13 protein-coding genes are annotated in these 16,971 nt (G+C 62.3%); 10 read left to right on the top strand and 3 right to left on the bottom strand.

Going from position 1 to position 16,971, the window contains the following annotated elements; genetic code table 11:
- Positions 1–327 precede the first annotated feature (327 nt).
- Positions 328–1,110, bottom strand: coding sequence for a LuxR family transcriptional regulator (locus tag LG30_RS0116380; RefSeq protein WP_033131770.1), 783 nt, complete (start codon positions 1,108–1,110; stop codon positions 328–330).
- A gap of 63 nt (positions 1,111–1,173) precedes the next feature.
- Here LG30_RS0116380 and LG30_RS0116375 point away from each other — a divergent pair, with 63 nt between their 5' ends.
- From LG30_RS0116375 to LG30_RS0116340, 8 genes are all read left to right on the top strand, one after another.
- Entirely contained in the window at positions 1,174–1,800 is a 627-nt protein-coding gene (locus tag LG30_RS0116375) for an acyl-homoserine-lactone synthase (protein WP_033131769.1), read from the top strand.
- 432 nt (positions 1,801–2,232) lie between these two features.
- Positions 2,233–3,132: a LysR family transcriptional regulator ArgP gene (locus tag LG30_RS0116370; RefSeq protein WP_033131768.1), complete on the top strand. Its 900-nt coding sequence runs from the start codon at positions 2,233–2,235 to the stop codon at positions 3,130–3,132.
- An 86-nt stretch (positions 3,133–3,218) separates the two neighbouring features.
- A complete protein-coding gene (locus LG30_RS0116365) occupies positions 3,219–5,252 on the top strand; it encodes an exoribonuclease II (protein ID WP_033131767.1) in 2,034 nt (677 codons plus the stop codon).
- Positions 5,253–5,894: 642 nt separating this feature from the next.
- Complete coding sequence (locus LG30_RS0116360; RefSeq protein ID WP_033131766.1) at positions 5,895–7,823, top strand: PTS mannitol transporter subunit IICBA; 1,929 nt, start codon at positions 5,895–5,897, stop codon at positions 7,821–7,823.
- Positions 7,824–7,857: 34 nt separating this feature from the next.
- Positions 7,858–9,000 (top strand): mannitol-1-phosphate 5-dehydrogenase, encoded by a 1,143-nt coding sequence (locus tag LG30_RS0116355; RefSeq protein ID WP_033131765.1) that lies wholly within the window; start codon positions 7,858–7,860, stop codon positions 8,998–9,000.
- Positions 9,001–9,102: 102 nt separating this feature from the next.
- Positions 9,103–9,624, top strand: coding sequence for an MltR family transcriptional regulator (locus LG30_RS0116350; RefSeq protein ID WP_033131764.1), 522 nt, complete (start codon positions 9,103–9,105; stop codon positions 9,622–9,624).
- A gap of 126 nt (positions 9,625–9,750) precedes the next feature.
- Complete coding sequence (locus LG30_RS0116345) at positions 9,751–11,538, top strand: cation:proton antiporter (RefSeq protein ID WP_033131763.1); 1,788 nt, start codon at positions 9,751–9,753, stop codon at positions 11,536–11,538.
- Positions 11,539–11,654: 116 nt separating this feature from the next.
- A complete protein-coding gene (locus LG30_RS0116340) occupies positions 11,655–11,903 on the top strand; it encodes a hypothetical protein (RefSeq protein ID WP_033131762.1) in 249 nt (82 codons plus the stop codon).
- A 42-nt stretch (positions 11,904–11,945) separates the two neighbouring features.
- Here LG30_RS0116340 and LG30_RS0116335 read toward each other — a convergent pair whose 3' ends face one another.
- Positions 11,946–12,464, bottom strand: coding sequence for a mechanosensitive ion channel domain-containing protein (locus tag LG30_RS0116335; RefSeq protein WP_033131761.1), 519 nt, complete (start codon positions 12,462–12,464; stop codon positions 11,946–11,948).
- A 9-nt stretch (positions 12,465–12,473) separates the two neighbouring features.
- Positions 12,474–13,466, bottom strand: coding sequence for a zinc transporter ZntB (gene zntB / locus LG30_RS0116330; RefSeq protein ID WP_033131760.1), 993 nt, complete (start codon positions 13,464–13,466; stop codon positions 12,474–12,476).
- A gap of 105 nt (positions 13,467–13,571) precedes the next feature.
- On the opposite strand from zntB, the gene LG30_RS0116325 reads away from it, so the two are divergent.
- The gene (locus LG30_RS0116325; protein WP_033131759.1) at positions 13,572–14,024 is read left to right on the top strand and encodes a YaiI/YqxD family protein; all 453 of its coding nucleotides are present in this window, start codon (positions 13,572–13,574) and stop codon (positions 14,022–14,024) included.
- A 552-nt stretch (positions 14,025–14,576) separates the two neighbouring features.
- Positions 14,577–16,971: beta strand repeat-containing protein (locus tag LG30_RS0116320; protein ID WP_193354281.1), on the top strand; the 2,395-nt coding region annotated here is incomplete at its 3' end.

Raw genomic sequence — 16,971 nt, 5'->3', positions numbered from 1 at the left:
TCCCTGTGTCGATGATGGACGGCACTATAAGGGAGGCAAAGCAATCAGAGAAATTCATTAATTTTCTGATGCATTCAAAAATCTGATGATGAGAGCCCTGACGCTCTTTATGGCGGGCTGTCAATTGCAGGATCTGACAATTGTGAGGCCCTCCTCCCGCCCCGAGAATCGGTAGAGTGATTACGTCAACGCGGGCAGGAGTGGCCCGAGGATGAGCCAGCCGACTGAGCGACCATGACGCGGCCACCCAGAGAACGCGGCGGCGGCATGGAAAGGTGGAAGCTGACCACGGCTGGTCACCGCGGGTCGTCGCTCAGCCGGCGAGGATCATTGCCACAGCTTGGGGAAATTGGTGACCACCACCTGCTCCAGATTCGGGATCAGAATGCCGCTGCTCACCCCCTTGGCGACGGCCTGATAGCGGTTCATGGAGCCCGTCTTGCGGGTCACCTGATTGAGGTGGTAGTTCACGGTGCGTTCCGTGATCCCGAGGATGCAGGCGATCTCGCTCGAGGTCTTCCCCTCGCTGGCCCAGAACAGGCACTCGGTCTCCCGATCGGTCAGGGCCTCTTGCGGATCGTCTTCCCGCAGGCTGAGCCGCACGATCCGGATCGCCGCCTCGAAGATGTAGTTGGACATCCAGGAGAGGATGGGCGAGGACGCCAGCAGCAGATCGCTCGAAGCCCGCTCGGCGGTGATAAACGACAGTATGCCGTTCTCCCCCGCCGCCCCGTGCAGCGGGAAGGAGATGCCGTTGCGCAGCCCGAACTCCGCCGCCAGCCCCATCACGTCCATGCTGCCCTCTTGCAGGAAGCGCGCCTTTTCGTCCAGTTGATTCCAGTAGATGGGCAGGGTCTGCCGGCGGGCGAGCTGGATGATGGGATCGCAGGCCAGCATGTTGTTCACCGTGTAGGCCTGCACCCAGGAATCCGGGCACTGATTGAACAACACCACCTTGGGCCTTTGCATCGACATGGGCAGGATGAGCGCAAAACGGTAGTAGTCGTAGCCCATCCCCAGAGTGAAACGGCCGATCAACTCGGCCAGCCGGTCCCCATCGGTCACCAGCGTGAAATGTTCCAGATACTCAAGCAGTTGGTCGCGTGTCATAGGCTAGCCCCCCTGGCCAAGGCCTTGGATTATAGCGCCGAACCATGAAATGGAGAGACATGAATGCTTGTTTTCAAAGGAAAATTGAAAGAACACCCCAAATGGGAAGTCGAAAACGAGCTTTATCGTTTTCGCAAGCGCGTCTTCTCCGATCGGCTCGGCTGGGATGTGGAATCTCATCGGGGTCTGGAGCGGGACAGCTTCGACAAGCCGGATACCCACTGGGTATTGGTTGAGGATGAGCAGGGCCTGTGCGGCTGTATCCGGCTGCTCAGTTGCGCTCAGGACTACATGCTGCCCAGCATCTTCCCCAGCGCCCTCGCGGGCGAACTGGCGCCGCGCAGCGCCGACGTCTGGGAGCTGACCCGCCTCGCCATCGACGCCGACCGGGCCCCCAGGCTCGACAACGGCATCAGCGAGTTGACCTGCGTCATCTTCCGCGAGGTCTATGCCTTCGCCAGGGAGCAGGGGATCCGGGAGCTGGTCGCCGTGGTCAGCCTGCCGGTGGAGCGCATCTTCCGCCGCCTTGGCCTGCCCATCGAGCGGCTCGGCCACCGCCAGGCGGTGGATCTGGGGGCCGTGCGCGGGGTCGGCATCCGCTTCCTGCTGGACGAGCGCTTCGAGCGCGCCATCAACCGGCCCCTGCGCGAGTGCTATGCGCCTGCCGGCGAGACGCTCGCCACTCTCTAACTCTGGCCCCATACACCGGCTGGCAAAGTGAGCGCCGCTCTCTGGCACTCACCCCATACATCAGCCAGCAAAGTGAGCGCTGATCTCTGGCACTCACCCCATACACCAGCTGGCAAAGTGAGCGCTGACCTCTGGCACTCACCCCATACATCGGCCGGCGGGCGAGCGATACTCTCCGGCTTCACCCCCATAAAAAAATCCCGGGACGCTGCCCGGGACCAAAACTCTCGCTATGGCCCGTTTCCACCCCATGCAAAAACGGACCGAATGAGTATCCAATGAATCTCATTTCATGGCTACTGTCACTTATCACAGTGACCGACCCCCTCACCCCGGCAGCCAGCACCGCCCCTGTGCCCTGCCCGGCCTTGTTGCCAGCCCCTGGATTCAGTAGCATATTTTCTTGAATCACCAGATTGATAAGGAATACTGATGAAAGCCCTGGACTACAAGCTGCTGCTCGCGCTGGATGCGGTTATGCAGGAGCAAAACTTCGAGCGGGCCGCCCAGCGTCTGCACCTCACCCAGTCCGCCATCTCCCAGCGCATCAAGCAGCTGGAGCAGCAATTTGCCGAGCCGCTGATCATTCGCAGCCAGCCGCTACGGGCCACCGAGCTCGGCCAGAAGCTACTGGCCCACTATCGCCAGGTGCGCCAGCTCGAGCTGGAATTGGCCGGCGAACTCTCCCCCGAGGCGCCACAGCTGCCGGTGCGGGTCAGCATCGCCATCAACGCCGACAGCCTGGCGACCTGGTTCCTGCCCGCCCTGGCCCCCCTGCTGGAACAGCACCCCATCGAGCTGAACCTGCTGGTAGATGACGAGAGCCGCACCCTCGACAAGGTGCGCGAGGGGCAGGCGTTCGGCGCCATCAGCCTCCAGCCCCAGCCGCTGGCCGGCTGCTGCGTCGACGAGCTCGGCGAGATGCACTACCTGCTCACCGCCAGCCCCGCCTTCGTCACCCGCCACTTTCCCCAGGGGCTCAATGCGGCGGCGCTGGCCAAGGCGCCGGCGGTGGCCTTCGATCAGCGGGACGACATGCACGTCAGCTTCATGGCCCGCCACTTCGGGCTGGCCCCCGGTGGCTATCCCTGCCACACGGTGCGCTCGTCCGAGGCCTTCGTCGCCATGGCCGAGCAGGGGCTGGCCTATTGCCTCATCCCCGAGCTGCAGATCCGCCAGCAGCTGGCCCAGGGGCTACTGCTCGATCTCTGCCCGGACAATCACCTGGTCGAGCGCCTCTACTGGCACCGCTGGGTGCTGGAGCGGGGGCTGCACAAGCAGATCTCCTCGCGCCTGATCCAGCAAGGGCGCCGGGCATTGCAACCCCGCTGAGGGGGCCATTCACCTTGGCTTTGGAGGGGTAAAAACGTATAGTGCTGGGCGATTCTTCATCAGGTCTCCACTCAGGTTCCTCACTTATGTTCCAAGACAATCCCCTGCTGGCCCAGCTCAAGCAACAAATCCGCGAGAACATCCCCAAGAAAGAGGGTGTGATCCGCGCCTCCGATCGGGGCTTCGGCTTCCTGGAGGTCGATGAGAAGACCAGCTATTTCGTGCCGCCTCCCTACATGAAGAAGGTGATGCACGGTGACCGGGTGAGCGCCCTGATCCGTACCGAGAAAGAGAAGGAAGTGGCCGAGCCGGATGCCCTGCTGGAGCAGGCCGTGGTCCGCTTCGTCGGCCGCGTGAAGATGTTCCGCGACCGCCTCAACGTGGTGCCGGATCACCCCCTCATCAAGGACGCCATCAAGGCCCGCGCCAAGAAGGGTCTGGACGAGAAGTCTTTCAAGGAAGGGGACTGGGTGGTGGCGACCCTCAAGCGTCACGCCCTGGTGGACGGCAACTTCTCCGCCGAGATCACCCAGCTCATTGCCGACAAGGACGACCACAACGTGCCCTGGTGGGTGGTGCTGGCACGCCACAACCTGGCCCAGATCGAGCCGGCGGACCTGCCCGAGTGGAACGTCATCGAAGAGGAAGAGCTGCCCCGTCGCGATCTGACCCAGGTGCCTTTCTTCACCATCGACGGCGCCAAGACCAAGGACATGGATGATGCCCTGTCCATCCGCAAGCTGGACAACGGCTGGGAGCTGCTGGTCGCCATCGCCGATCCGACCGCCTACGTGGCCGAAGGCAGCGAGCTGGACAAGGAAGCCGCCCAGCGCGCCTTCACCGTCTACATGCCGGGCCGCAACGTGCCGATGATCCCGCGCACTCTCTCAGACGAGCTCTGCTCTCTGAAAGAAGGCGAGGAACGCAACACCCTGTGCGCTCGCTTGGCTGTCGCCGAAGACGGCCTGCTGCTGGAGGAGACCGAGTTCTTCGCCGCCCGCATCCTCTCCCATGCCCGCCTCAACTATGACGAGGTCTCCGACTGGGCCGAGCACGGCAAGGCGCTGGACATAGATGCTGGCGTCCTGACCCAGCTGCCACTGATGAAAGCCATGACGGAGGCGCGCATCAAGTGGCGCACCAAGCATGCCCTGGTGTTCCCGGACCGCCCCGATTACGACTTCGAGCTGGGTGAGAACGGCGCCGTGCTGGCCATCCACGTGGAGCCGCGCCGCATCGCCAACCGGATGATCGAGGAGTCGATGATCGCCGCCAACATCTGCGCCGGCCGCGTGCTCGGCAAGCAGGTCGGCTACGGCATCTTCAACGTCCACACCGGCTTCGACGAGGAGTCCCTCGACGGCGCCATCGAGCTGCTCAAGAGTGCCGAGGCCCCGTTCGAGAAGGAAGAGATCGCGAGTCTCTCAGGCTTCTGCGCCCTGCGCCGCTGGATCGACAGCCAGGATACCCGTTGGCTGGACGGCAAGATCCGCCGCTTCCAGAGCTATGCGCTGATGTCCGCCGAGCCGGGTGCCCACTACGGTCTGGGGCTGGATGCCTATGCGACCTGGACTTCCCCTATCCGCAAATACGGCGACATGGTCAACCATCGCCTGCTCAAGGCCGTCATCGCCGGCAAGACCCCGGGCGAGCGCCCGAACCAGGAACTGACCGAGCACCTGACCGAGTGCCGCCGCCTGCACCGCAGGGTCGAGCGCGACATCGGCGACTGGCTCTATGTCCGCTACCTGATGGCCGATGCGGGCACCGACAAGGTATTCAACGCCGAGATCATCGACGTGATGCGTGCCGGCCTCAAGCTCCGTCTGCAGGAGAACGGCGCCGTGGTGTTCATGCCCGCTCGCCACATCCTGGACAACAAGGACAGGCTGGAGTGCAACTGGGACAACGGCCGCGTCTATCTGGACAAGACCAAGGTGGTCTATGAGCTGGGCCAGATCATCGAGGTCAAGCTAAGCGAGGCGGTGGAAGAGACCCGCTCCCTCATCGCCAAGCCGGCGGTGGCACTGGTGCCGGGCCCGGCGCCGGAAGCTCCGGTCACCGACGGCGCCGAGGCACCGGTTGAGACACCAGCTGAGGCTGAACCCAAGGCAGAGTAAGTCGCAGACACTCGCTCGATGCAAAAGCCCGCCACCCGGCGGGCTTTTTTACGCCCGGCTCACGACACCGACGGCACCCTATCGGTGAATAGCACCCGCTTGGCGAGCGGGATCTGGGCGTGGCGGACGGCAGGCAGGCAGGCAGGCAGGCAGGCAGGCAGGCAGGCATAGAGATTGTCATGGCCGTGATGTGGGGGTTGAAAACTGAAAGTGGGTTACAAAACTTAATCATTCATTAGTCAACAGAGGCAAACCAGGATCGATCCATCGTCATCTCCCCCGGGATCCACCACCTACGAACTGCCCCGTTTGAGTACAAATAACAAGATTGTGACGAGAATCACATTGACACTCTGTTTGCGCAAACAACAAATGGTGACATCTGTCACACAAACAAGGCCAATCCGACGGCAATGATCGAGATGTAACCAGAATACAGCCCATGACTGTGATCTTGATCACTGGAAAGGGAGGGGGGAGGTCGGGGTAATTGAGAGACAGATCACAAGATGCCCCGTTTTCAGCCTTATTCGATCGCGAGCTGGTAGATTGAAGTTGCTTAGACGACTGGGATGGGGGTTCGGCAAAACCCGTCATTCCCACTACCACTCTTAATCAACAGGCTTAAAACGGGGTCCCGACATGTTATCACCGGATACCAAGGTCAAGATACAGAATTTTGGACGCTTCCTGTCCAATATGGTCATGCCCAACATAGGCGCATTCATCGCCTGGGGCTTCATCACCGCCCTCTTCATCCCCACCGGCTGGCTGCCAAGCGAGACGCTGGCCAAGCTGGTCGGCCCCATGATCACCTATCTGCTGCCGCTGCTGATTGGCTACACCGGCGGCAAGCTGATCGGGGGTGAACGCGGCGGCGTGGTCGGCGCCATCACCACCATGGGTGTGATCGTCGGTACCGACATCCCGATGTTCATGGGTGCCATGATGGTCGGCCCCCTCGGCGGCTGGGCCATCAAGCGCTTCGACAAGGCGATGGAAGGCCGGGTCAAGAGCGGCTTCGAGATGCTGGTCAACAACTTCTCCGCCGGCATCATCGGCATGTTGCTGGCCATCCTCGCCTTCTTCGTGATCGGCCCCTTCGTCAAGGTGCTGTCCGGCGTGCTGTCCGGTGGTGTCGGCTTCCTGGTGGACAACCACATGCTGCCGCTCACCTCGATCTTCGTCGAGCCGGCCAAGATCCTGTTCCTCAACAACGCCATCAACCACGGCATCTTCTCGCCGCTGGGGATCCAGCAGGCCACCGAGCAGGGCCGCTCCATCTTTTTCCTGATCGAAGCGAATCCGGGTCCGGGTCTGGGGGTGCTGCTGGCCTACATGGTGTTCGGTCGCGGCGCGGCCAAGCAGTCCGCCGCCGGTGCCTCCATCATTCACTTCTTCGGTGGCATCCACGAGATCTACTTCCCCTACGTGCTGATGAACCCGCGCCTCATACTGGCGGTGATCGCCGGTGGCATGACCGGGGTCTTCACCCTGACCCTGTTCAACGCGGGTCTGGTCTCCCCCGCCTCACCGGGCTCCATCTTCGCCGTGCTGCTGATGACGCCCAAGGCCTCCCTGATCGGGGTCATGCTCTCCATCATCAGCTCTACCCTGGTCTCCTTCCTGGTCGCCGCCGTGTTCGTCCGTGCCCAGCAGCCGGAAGCGGACGAAGCCGACGCCCTGGGTGAAGCCACCCGCAAGATGAAGGCCATGAAGGGCGGCAAGCCCGAAACCGCGGCGGCCAAGAAGCCGAGCGGCGAACTGATGGCGGTGCGCAACATAGTGGTCGCCTGCGATGCGGGCATGGGCTCCAGCGCCATGGGGGCCGGCATGCTGCGCAAGCGGGTGCAGGCCGCCGGGCTCGACATCAGCGTGACCAACCGCGCCATCGATCAGCTCGACGATCAGGTGGACTGGGTCATCACCCACCGGGACTTGACCGAGCGGGCTCGTCGTCATGCGCCGCACGCCCACCACATCTCCCTGACCAACTTCCTCGACAACGCCCTCTATCAGGAGCTGGTGCAAAACCTGAGCCTGGCCAGCGCCGCCAACGACGATCTGGCCAACCCGCAGCTGCTGGTGGCGGCCAACGATGACAGCTACGAGCCGCAGGCCGCCGAGGTGTTCAGCCTCAGCCTGCAGGACGTGCATCTGGGGCTCAAGGCCGACAACAAGGAGGCCGCCATCCTGGCCGCCGGCGCGCTGCTGGCCGAGCGGGGCTACGTGGCGCCCGACTACGTCAACGCCATGCTGGAACGCGAGCAGTTGGTCTCCACCTACCTCGGCGAATCCATCGCCGTGCCCCACGGCACCATAGCCGCCAAGCAACACGTGAAGCGGACCGGCATCGTCATCTGCCAGTACCCGGCCGGGGTCGCCTTTGGCGAAGCCGCCGACGAGGTGGCGCGGCTGGTGATCGGCATCGCCGCCCGCAACGACGAACACATGCAGGTAATAACCCGACTGACCAATGCACTGGATGAACCCGGTCTCATCGACCGGTTGGCCAGCACCACGGATCCCCAGGAGTTCCTGGATCTGCTGGGTGCCGAACAGGCCGCGTAACTCTTCATCATCTTTGGTTATAGAGGTTAATATCATGAAAACATTGCATTTTGGTGCCGGTAATATCGGACGTGGCTTCATCGGAAAACTGCTGGCGGACGCCAGCCACCAGGTCACCTTCGCCGACGTCAACGAGACCCTGATCGATCAGCTCAACCATCGCCAGGAGTACAAGGTGCACTTGGTGGGGACGGATCAGAAGCTGGACGTGGTGCGCAACGTGGCGGCGGTCAGCTCCGCCGGCCACGAGGTGATCGCCCGCATCATTACCGCCGATCTGGTGACCACGGCGGTGGGTCCCAACATACTGGACAAGATCGCCAGCACCCTGGCCAAGGGGCTGCAGGCCCGCTTCGATGCCGGCAACCTGAGCCCGCTCAACGTCATCGCCTGCGAGAACATGGTGCGCGGCACCAGCCACCTCAAGCAGGAGGTACTCAAGTACCTACCGGTCGCGTATCATGTCACGCTCGAATCCTGCGTCGGCTTCGTCGATTCCGCGGTGGATCGCATAGTGCCACCCGCCGCGGCCAACGACGATCCGCTGGAGGTGACGGTGGAGAGCTTCAGCGAGTGGATCGTCGACCAGACCCAGTTCAAGGGGGAGCTGCCCCGGGTGGCGGGTATGGAGACCACCGACAACCTGATGGCCTTCGTCGAGCGCAAGCTGTTCACCCTCAACACCGGCCACATAGTCACCGCCTACCTCGGCAAGTTGCGGGGCTACCAGACGGTGCGCGAGGCGATCGAGGATCCGCTGATCCGCAGCAAGGTGCGCCGCGCCATGGAGGAGAGCGGTGCCGTGCTGGTGCAGCGCTACGGCTTCGATCCGCGGCTGCACGCCGCCTACATCGAGAAGATCCTGTCTCGCTTCGCCAATCCCTATCTGGTGGACGAGATAGATCGGGTCGGCCGCCAACCGCTGCGCAAGCTGGCGGCGGGAGACAGGTTGGTGAAACCCCTGCTCGGGACCCTGGAGTACGGCCTGCCCAGCGACCATCTGCAGGAAGGCATAGCGGCGGCGCTGCACTACCACAATGCCGACGATCCCCAGGCGGTGGAGCTGCAGGCCCTGCTGGCCGAACTGGGCCCGGCCGCCGCGCTGGCCCGGGTGACCAGCCTGGCGGCAGACAGCGATATCGTTGCCGCCATCGTCGCCCGCTACCAGACTCTGTAATGACCTGCAGGTGGCACATCGACCCGCAAGGCCGGTGTGCCCCTTAGTTAAAAACCGGGAGAGAGCCTGGCTCTCTCCCTGTCAGCCGGACCCAAAACACCTATGACCACACACCAGGAAGATGAAGTACTGGAACGACTGAACGAGCAGGATGGCCCCCGTGGCTTCTTCCTCGAGGTCGTGACCATCCTGGAAGAAGCGGTCGACTCCCTGATGCGGCGAGCCTTTCGCCAGGAGGAGTATGCCGTCAAATACGCCATCGAACCCCTGCTCAACCAGAGCGGCCCCCTCGGCCAGCTGGAGGTGCGCCTCAAGCTCATCTTCGCCCTCGGCCTCATCTCCCTCGAGCGTTATCAGGATCTGGAAGCCTACCTGAAGATCCGCGATTTTCTGGTGCGCGACCCCAAGGATTACCGCTTCAGCGACAAGCCGATCCGCGATCTGCTGGCTCGCCTGCACGGCCTCAACCAGGGCGGCATGATGCCGCAAGATCCTCCCGCCAACGAGGAGGACTGGCCCTTCTACCAGATGCAGCTCAACCGGCTCGATCAGGTGGTGCGCTCGGCCCTGGTGCTGGCGGTGGCCGACTGCGTCGCCGAGCTTCACAAAGAGAGCCCCATCTAGGCGAGCTCACCCGGCAAGGCCCCTCCGGCATATCAGGGGGCGCCGCCCCGCCACCGCGAGCGGGTGTCAATTTCCCCCCCTTCCCCGCTACACTACTCCCAACCCCCTCACCTGCCCGAGGTTGGCATGATCGCACTCTCCCTGGCGGGGATCGCCCTGATCTCCCTGTTGGCACAATGGCTGGCCTGGTTCCTGCGGGTGCCCGCCATCCTGTTTCTGCTGCTGAGCGGCCTGCTGCTCGGCCCGATGACGGGTCTGCTCGATCCGGATCAGTTGCTGGGTGAGCTGCTGTTCCCGCTGGTATCCCTGTCGGTCGCCATCATCTTGTTCGAAGGGGCACTGACCCTGCACCTGGCCGAGCTCAAGGGGATCGGCAAGGTGGTGCGCAACCTCTGCTCCGTGGGCATGCTGACCAGCTTCGCGATCATCGGCGCCGCCAGCTATTGGCTGCTGGGGCTGGACTGGCGCGTCGCCATGGTGCTCGGTGCCGTGCTGGTGGTGACAGGGCCGACCGTGGTCGCCCCCATGCTCAACGTGATCCGACCGGTGCGGGAGGTGGACAAGATCCTGCGCTGGGAGGGGATAGTCATCGATCCCATCGGCGCCCTGTTTGCGGTGCTGGTGTTCGAGGCGGTGCGGCTCGGCAGCCAGGGGGACCTGATCGACCATACTCTGCTGGCGCTGGCCAAGACGGTGGGGGTCGGCACCCTGATCGGCGTCGCGGCGGGCTGGCTCACCACCCTGCTGATCCGCAAGGATTGGCTGCCGGTCAGCCTGCACAAGTTCGGAGTGCTGGCCCTGGTGCTGGTCAGCTTCACCCTGTCGGACTGGCTCAGCCACGAGTCCGGCCTGTTGGCGGTGACGGTGTTCGGCATCTGGCTCGCCAATCAGGAGGGGCTGGATCTGGAGGAGGTGCTGGAGTTCAAGGAGGATCTCGCCGTCATTCTCATCTCCTCCCTGTTCATCCTGCTGGCAGCGCGCCTCGATCTGGCCCAGCTCTGGCAGCTCGGCCCCATGGTGCTGGTGCTGCTGGGGGTGGTGCAATTCGTGGCACGTCCGCTCTGCATCCTGGTCTCGACCCTGGGCTCGGGTCTCCCCTGGCGGGCCCGCGCCCTGCTCAGCTGGATAGCGCCGCGTGGCATAGTCGCCGCGGCGGTGAGTGCCTCCTTTGCCATCAGCCTGCACAAGGCGGGCATCCCGGATGCCGACAAGCTGGTGCCCCTGGTGTTTGCCGTCATCATCTCCACCGTGGTGCTGCAGAGCCTGACCTCGGTCCCGCTGGCCCGCCTGCTCGGCATGCGCCAGCCCAGTCCCAATACCTGGCTGCTGATCGGCGCCAACTCGGTGGCACTCGCCATCGGCAAGGCGCTGTCGGATCAGGGCGTCCCCGTCTATCTGTCCGACCCGGCCTGGGAACACTGCAAGCTGGCGCGCATGAGCAACCTGCCCTGTTACTTCGGCAACCCGCAGTCGGAACACGCCGAGCGCCATCTGCCTCTCACCAGCATCAGCACTGTGCTGGCCCTCTCCCCCAACCGGCACAACAACGCCCTCGGCGTGCTGCACTTCGCCCACCTCTATGGGGAGGAGAGGGTCCACTCCCTGCGCTCCAGTGAACAGCACGGCAAGGCGAACCGGGAGAGCGCCACCTTCCGCGCCCGCCAGAACCTGTTCGGGCCCGATATGAACTTTGCCCGTCTGAGCGGCCTGCTGAGCCGGGGCGGCCAGATCAAGGCAACCCGACTGCGGGAGGCCTTTGACTGGGCCCAGTACCAGGAGGCAAATCCGGGAGCTATCCCCTTGTTCGTGCTGGATGCCAGGGCGAAACCTCATGTCGTCACCGGCCCCATCCAGCCGCAAGCGGGCGAGTTGCTGATCGCCCTGCAGCCACCACGGGAGCCGCCGGCGCCCTGATACTCTCTGCCGCCGCCTGAGCGACGAGAGGCTCGGCACTCAGCTCCTCGGGGGCGTGCCGTCCTAGCTGGCGACGACTAGACTTGAGGGTGCGCCATGGGTCATAGGAGGATGTCATGACGGTCAGCGAATTGCGCACTCTAAATCAGCAAGGCCGCTTCAAGGAGGCCGAGATCCTGCACGACATCGCCTTCCCGGGCTGGCTCGTGGAGTTTCGTGGCCAGGATGGTCGCCTGTACGAGATGACGGACACCCTGGGTTGTCCGGTGAGATTCGCCTCGGAAGAGGATGCACGCGAGCATATCCACCGGGTGGCCGACTGCCCTATTCAGGTCGAGCATCTCTACCGCTTCTACGAGCGCTGAGATGCTATCAAGTCATAAAAAAGGCTCCGTTAGGAGCCTTTTTTATTCAGGTTGCGTCGGCTCCACTCCCTTGCCTTCCAGCCGTCTGACCGGTTTTTGCAGGATCAGGTTGGCCGGATAAGTGACCAGATCGCCGTTGTCATCTCGCACCCGAACATAGAACAGGCCTATCTCGGTGATGACACCGGTGACCGAATCATCCTTGTCGAGGATCCGGATCCTGTCGCCAATCTTGTAGGGGAAGGCGAAGAAGATGGTGATGCTGGCGGTGATGTTGGAGAGGATCGACCACTGCGCCACCATGGCGACGCCGAGCACGGCGAAGAAGGAGGAGGCGAGCACCACCAGCCGGGAGAAGTCGAGCCCCCAGACCCCGGCCAGGATAAGCAGGGTCGCGCAGCCGAGCAGGAAGTGGAACACGTGCTCCACGTAGAGCACCCGGTTCTCGCTCACCTGCCTGGACTGGGCCAGTGCCAACAGACTCTTGTGAATGAGACTGCGGATCAGGGTGTGGCCCAGCAACAGCAGCAGGGTCCAGCCAAAAGATTCCCATGTTGTCATGCGTGTTCCTTACCACCAGCGCCGATATTTTAGCCAGATGGCCAGCCCGGTCGCCAATGTCAGCAGGGAGCCGCAGAAGACCCAGAAGGCGGTCGGGCTCTCGGCCCCCGGTATGCCTCCCAGGTTGATGCCAAAGAGCCCGGTCAGGAAGCTGGCAGGCAGGAACAGCAGCGCCATCACCGACATCTGGTAGGCGCGTCTATTGGTCGCCTCCGCCATCAGGTTGTTGATCTCGTCGGCCAGCACGGCGGTGCGGGCGACCCCGGCATCCAGATCGTCCAGCCAGCGCCGCAAGCGATCGGCGATGTCCAGCAGGCGGCGCCTGTCATCCTCATCCAGCCAGCTGATCTTCTCGTTGGCGAGGCGAGCGACCAGATCCCGCTGGGGAGAGAGGTAGCGGCGGATCATGATGAGTTGCTTGCGGATCAGCGCCAGCCGGCCATTGGCGGGCAGATCCCGCAGCAACACCATCTCCTCCAGCTCCAGGATCTGGTCGTGCAGCACCTCGACAAATTCCCCCGCCCTGTCGGTCAGGGCGTCACAGATCTCCACCAGCCAGTCGGCGGGAGAGTCGGCACCCCCACCCAATTTCAGCTGCTCGAAGACGTCCGTCTCTGACAACAGCGGACGGCGGCGGCTGCTGATGATGAGGTCCGGCGTGATATAGATGCGCAGCGCCACCATCTCTTCGGGTTTGTGATCCTTGTTATGATTGATGCCGCGCAGGATCAGCAGCACGGTTTCCCCCATCCGCACCAGCTTGGGCCTGTTGCTCTTGCCGAGCAGGGACTCGCGTACCGCCTCGTTGATCAGCGGTGTCTGCAGCAGCCAGCGAGCCGCCTCCGGATTGCCGTAGTCCAGGTGCAACCAGCTGGGTTGCGGCCCCGGGATCTCGCTCCCCGCCGCCAGCGGCTGCATGCCCCCCTTGCCATCCAGGGTCAGGCCATAAATCACGTCACTGGGCACCCGATCCATCCATTCATCCTTCTCGCTTCGGTTCATCGAGCCAGCTTACACGAAAGCCGGGCCCGACTCAGCCTCATGGCCGCGCCCCTGCGTCAGCCGTGCTAAGATACGGCCCTCGTTTCAGACACAGGAAGCCATGCCATGCCCATCTGGGTTGATGCCGATGCCTGCCCGCTCCCGGTCAAGGAGATCCTCTACCGCGCCGCCCACCGTGCCCAGGTAGTCACTACCCTGGTGGCCAATCAGGGGCTGCGGGTGCCGCCCTCTCCCTTCATCAAGACCCAGCAGGTAGAGAAAGGATTCGATGTGGCGGATCATGTCATCGCCCAGCAGGTCACACCGGGGGATCTGGTGATAACGGGGGACATTCCGCTCGCCTCCTGGGTGATCGACGCCGGTGGCGAGGCGCTCAATCCCCGCGGCGAGATCTACACCCGCGAGACCATACAGGCGCGGCTCGGCATGCGTAATTTCATGGAAGAGCTGCGTTCGGCCGGGGTCCAGACCGGCGGGCCGGCCCCCTTCAACGCCGCCGACAAGCAGCGCTTCGCCAACGCATTGGACAAGTGGTTACAGAAGGGAAAACTGAGCTGACATAACGTACCCTGCCCAGCAAAAATCTGACGCATTGAGATACTTTTTTCAGCACACCACCACAGGGCAAGCCAAGGATCCCCGGCTTGCTTCTCGGCACCGTCGCCCTGACATCGCCAGCCTTCTCATTCGCCTCCCCACCGCCACCCAGGCACCAACTGCCGGTCCGGCGATGCCATCTCTCATCCCTTCGCCGACCTCATGGAGGCCGTCTTGTGGCTGAAATGTCAAAAAAACATAATTTTAATTATATCAGTAGCAATTGAAATACCTCATAACCTCGCCTAGACATATTAACAAACGCAAGTGATAGAAATATCACCTGATGTTTTCCTACCGACCAGCGCTTTAAAAGGACACATATGCTCTGTGGTTTTTCAGACAAGAATCAAAGGCAATTTAAGCGGTAATTATTCAATACCCTATGGATGAACCCATATCTGGCTTCGCAGAGAGATGTTGTTCTTGTGCAGCCTGCCCCTCAGCAAAATACATATGAAAGTCATCCTCAATGAGCACGGATATCTAAGGGGAATACCCATGAATAGAACAATGAATATATTTCTCTCACTGTTTCTGACTCTCTTCTTATTCGGCTGCGGAGGCGGCGGAGGAGGCGGGAGCAAACCGACCACCCCCACAGATCCTGCGGCCAAGACGCTGACCAGGATCGATATATCGGCCGATACGGCAGGCACCAAGGCGCGAGCCGAAGCCAACCCCAGCACCCCCCTCGGCATCAGCACCCAGTACTCGGCCATCGCGACCTACAGCGACAGCAGTACGGCCGACATCACGGACCTGGCCACCTGGAGCAGCTCGAATAGCAATGTTGCTACCGTGGATAACAAGGGACTGGTCAAGACGCTCAAGACCAGCCAAACGGCGATCACGGCAAGCTATCAAGGGATCACCAGCAATAAATCCGAGCTGACCGTCACCGATGCCATTGCCACCAAGATCACCGTCATCCCGCCCACCACGAAATTAGCCAAAGGCTTGTCACTGCAGTTGCAGGCCATCGCCACCTTCTCCGATGACAGCACTAGGGATGTATCCACTCAGGCAAGCTGGTTGAGTAGCAATCCGGCGGTACTGAGCGTCAATGCACAGGGTAAAATGACCGCCGTCAACCTCGGCAATGCCACCGTCAGTGCGACTCTGCAGGGCATCACCGGTCAGACGAGTGTCTCTGCGGTCAATCTGGCCATCAGCCAGATACAGATCACCCCGGCGACAGTGCAACTGGCCATCGGCACCAAGACCAAGCTGACCGCCATTGCCACCTTTGCCGACAAGACGGTGCAGGATGTCTCCTCCCAGGTGGCTTGGTTGAGCAGCAATAGCGCAGTCGCCACCGTAGACAGCACAGGGCTCATCACCGGCGTGGCCGCAGGCTCGACCACACTCTCCGCCAATCTGCTCGGCGTGACTGCCAGTACCAGCGTGACGGTCAACAACACCAGCGTCAGTGCCTTGCAAGTCATTCCCGCGGCAAGCACCATTGCCCTGGGAACCAAGACCCAGCTGCAGGCTCTCGCCACTTTCCAAAATGGCTCCGTTCAGGATGTGTCGGATCAGGTGCAGTGGAGCAGCAGTGACACCACCCTGGTGGATATCAACAGTGCGGGATTGGTCACGGGCCAAGGAATTGGTCAGGCGACCGTCACCGCCACGCTGGGATCCGTCAGCCGCAGCGCGACTGTCACCGTCACCAATGCCGTGGCCACCTCCATCCAGATCACCCCAGCAACCAGTTCGTTGCCCAAGGGGACCACACAACAATTCCAGGCCATCGCAACCTTCAGCGACAGCTCATCGCAAGATGTCAGCAGCCAGGTTTATTGGGATAGCTCGAACATCAACGTCGCCACCATAGACCTGAACGGTGAAGTCACCGCCGTGACTGAAGGGAATAGCATCATTTCAGCCCAATTCCAGAATGTCAGCAGCAATCCGGTCACGCTGGAAGTCACAAGTGCGGCCATTACTGCAGGGGGGCTGATTATCACGGTGCCACCGCTGACACTGGCAGCAGGCCAGAGCAGCCAGCTGGCTGCCATTGGAACCTATAGCGATGGCACCACCAAGGATGTCACTGCCGATGTTCACTGGAGCAGCAGCAACCCAGCCATCGCGACCGTCAGCCTTGCGGGCCAGGTCACCGCTGTGGCTCCCGGCAGCGCCACCATCATAGGTACTCTGGATGGGCAGAGTGCAACCATCCCTGTCACCGTCACCAATGCAACCCTCAATGCCGGTGGCCTCACCATCACTGTGCCCCCACTGACACTGGCCGCCGGTCTGAGCAGCCAGCTGACCGCGAGCGGAACCTACAGCGATGGCACCAGTACGGATGTCACCGCCAGCGTCCAGTGGAGCAGCAGTGATCCAGCCATCGCGACAGTCAGCCTGACCGGTCTGGTCACCGCCGTAGCACCAGGTACCGCCACCATTACTGGCACTCTGGATGGTCAGACCGCGACCCTGTCCGTCACAGTCACCAACGCGACCCTCAATGCCGGTGGGCTTGCCATCAGCACGCCTCCACTGAGCCTGGCTGCCGGCCAAAGCAGTCAGCTTGCGGCCAATGGTACCTATAGCGATGGTACGACCATCAATGTCACCGCCAATGTTCAGTGGAGCAGCGATAACCCTGCGGTAGCCACTGTCAGTCAGGCCGGTCTGATCACCGCCGTTAACCCCGGCATAGCGACCATCACCGGTACCCTGGATGGCCAGACGGCGACCCTGTCAGTCACGGTCAGCAATGCCGTTCTCAATGTGGGTGGATTGACCATCACCACACCACCGTTGACGCTGGCTGCCGGCCTGACCGGTCAACTTGCCGCCACCGGTAGTTACAGCGATGGCAGCAGCGTGAATATTACCTCCGCAGTGAGTTGGACCAGCAGCAACCCGGCCGTTGCTACCGTTGGCCTTCACA

Origin of the sequence: Aeromonas aquatica, from assembly GCF_000764655.1 — a bacterium.
GTDB lineage: Bacteria > Pseudomonadota > Gammaproteobacteria > Enterobacterales > Aeromonadaceae > Aeromonas > Aeromonas aquatica.
The sequence above is the reverse complement of the archived record's forward strand: the minus strand, read 5'-3'. Positions and strand labels throughout refer to the sequence as shown.

Coding starts and splice junctions, on each gene's coding strand:
- LG30_RS0116380 (WP_033131770.1), bottom strand. CDS start 1,110: ATGACACGCGACCAACTGCTTGAGTATCTGGAACATTTCACGCTGGTG.
- LG30_RS0116375 (WP_033131769.1), top strand. CDS start 1,174: ATGCTTGTTTTCAAAGGAAAATTGAAAGAACACCCCAAATGGGAAGTC.
- LG30_RS0116370 (WP_033131768.1), top strand. CDS start 2,233: ATGAAAGCCCTGGACTACAAGCTGCTGCTCGCGCTGGATGCGGTTATG.
- LG30_RS0116365 (WP_033131767.1), top strand. CDS start 3,219: ATGTTCCAAGACAATCCCCTGCTGGCCCAGCTCAAGCAACAAATCCGC.
- LG30_RS0116360 (WP_033131766.1), top strand. CDS start 5,895: ATGTTATCACCGGATACCAAGGTCAAGATACAGAATTTTGGACGCTTC.
- LG30_RS0116355 (WP_033131765.1), top strand. CDS start 7,858: ATGAAAACATTGCATTTTGGTGCCGGTAATATCGGACGTGGCTTCATC.
- LG30_RS0116350 (WP_033131764.1), top strand. CDS start 9,103: ATGACCACACACCAGGAAGATGAAGTACTGGAACGACTGAACGAGCAG.
- LG30_RS0116345 (WP_033131763.1), top strand. CDS start 9,751: ATGATCGCACTCTCCCTGGCGGGGATCGCCCTGATCTCCCTGTTGGCA.
- LG30_RS0116340 (WP_033131762.1), top strand. CDS start 11,655: ATGACGGTCAGCGAATTGCGCACTCTAAATCAGCAAGGCCGCTTCAAG.
- LG30_RS0116335 (WP_033131761.1), bottom strand. CDS start 12,464: ATGACAACATGGGAATCTTTTGGCTGGACCCTGCTGCTGTTGCTGGGC.
- zntB (WP_033131760.1), bottom strand. CDS start 13,466: ATGAACCGAAGCGAGAAGGATGAATGGATGGATCGGGTGCCCAGTGAC.
- LG30_RS0116325 (WP_033131759.1), top strand. CDS start 13,572: ATGCCCATCTGGGTTGATGCCGATGCCTGCCCGCTCCCGGTCAAGGAG.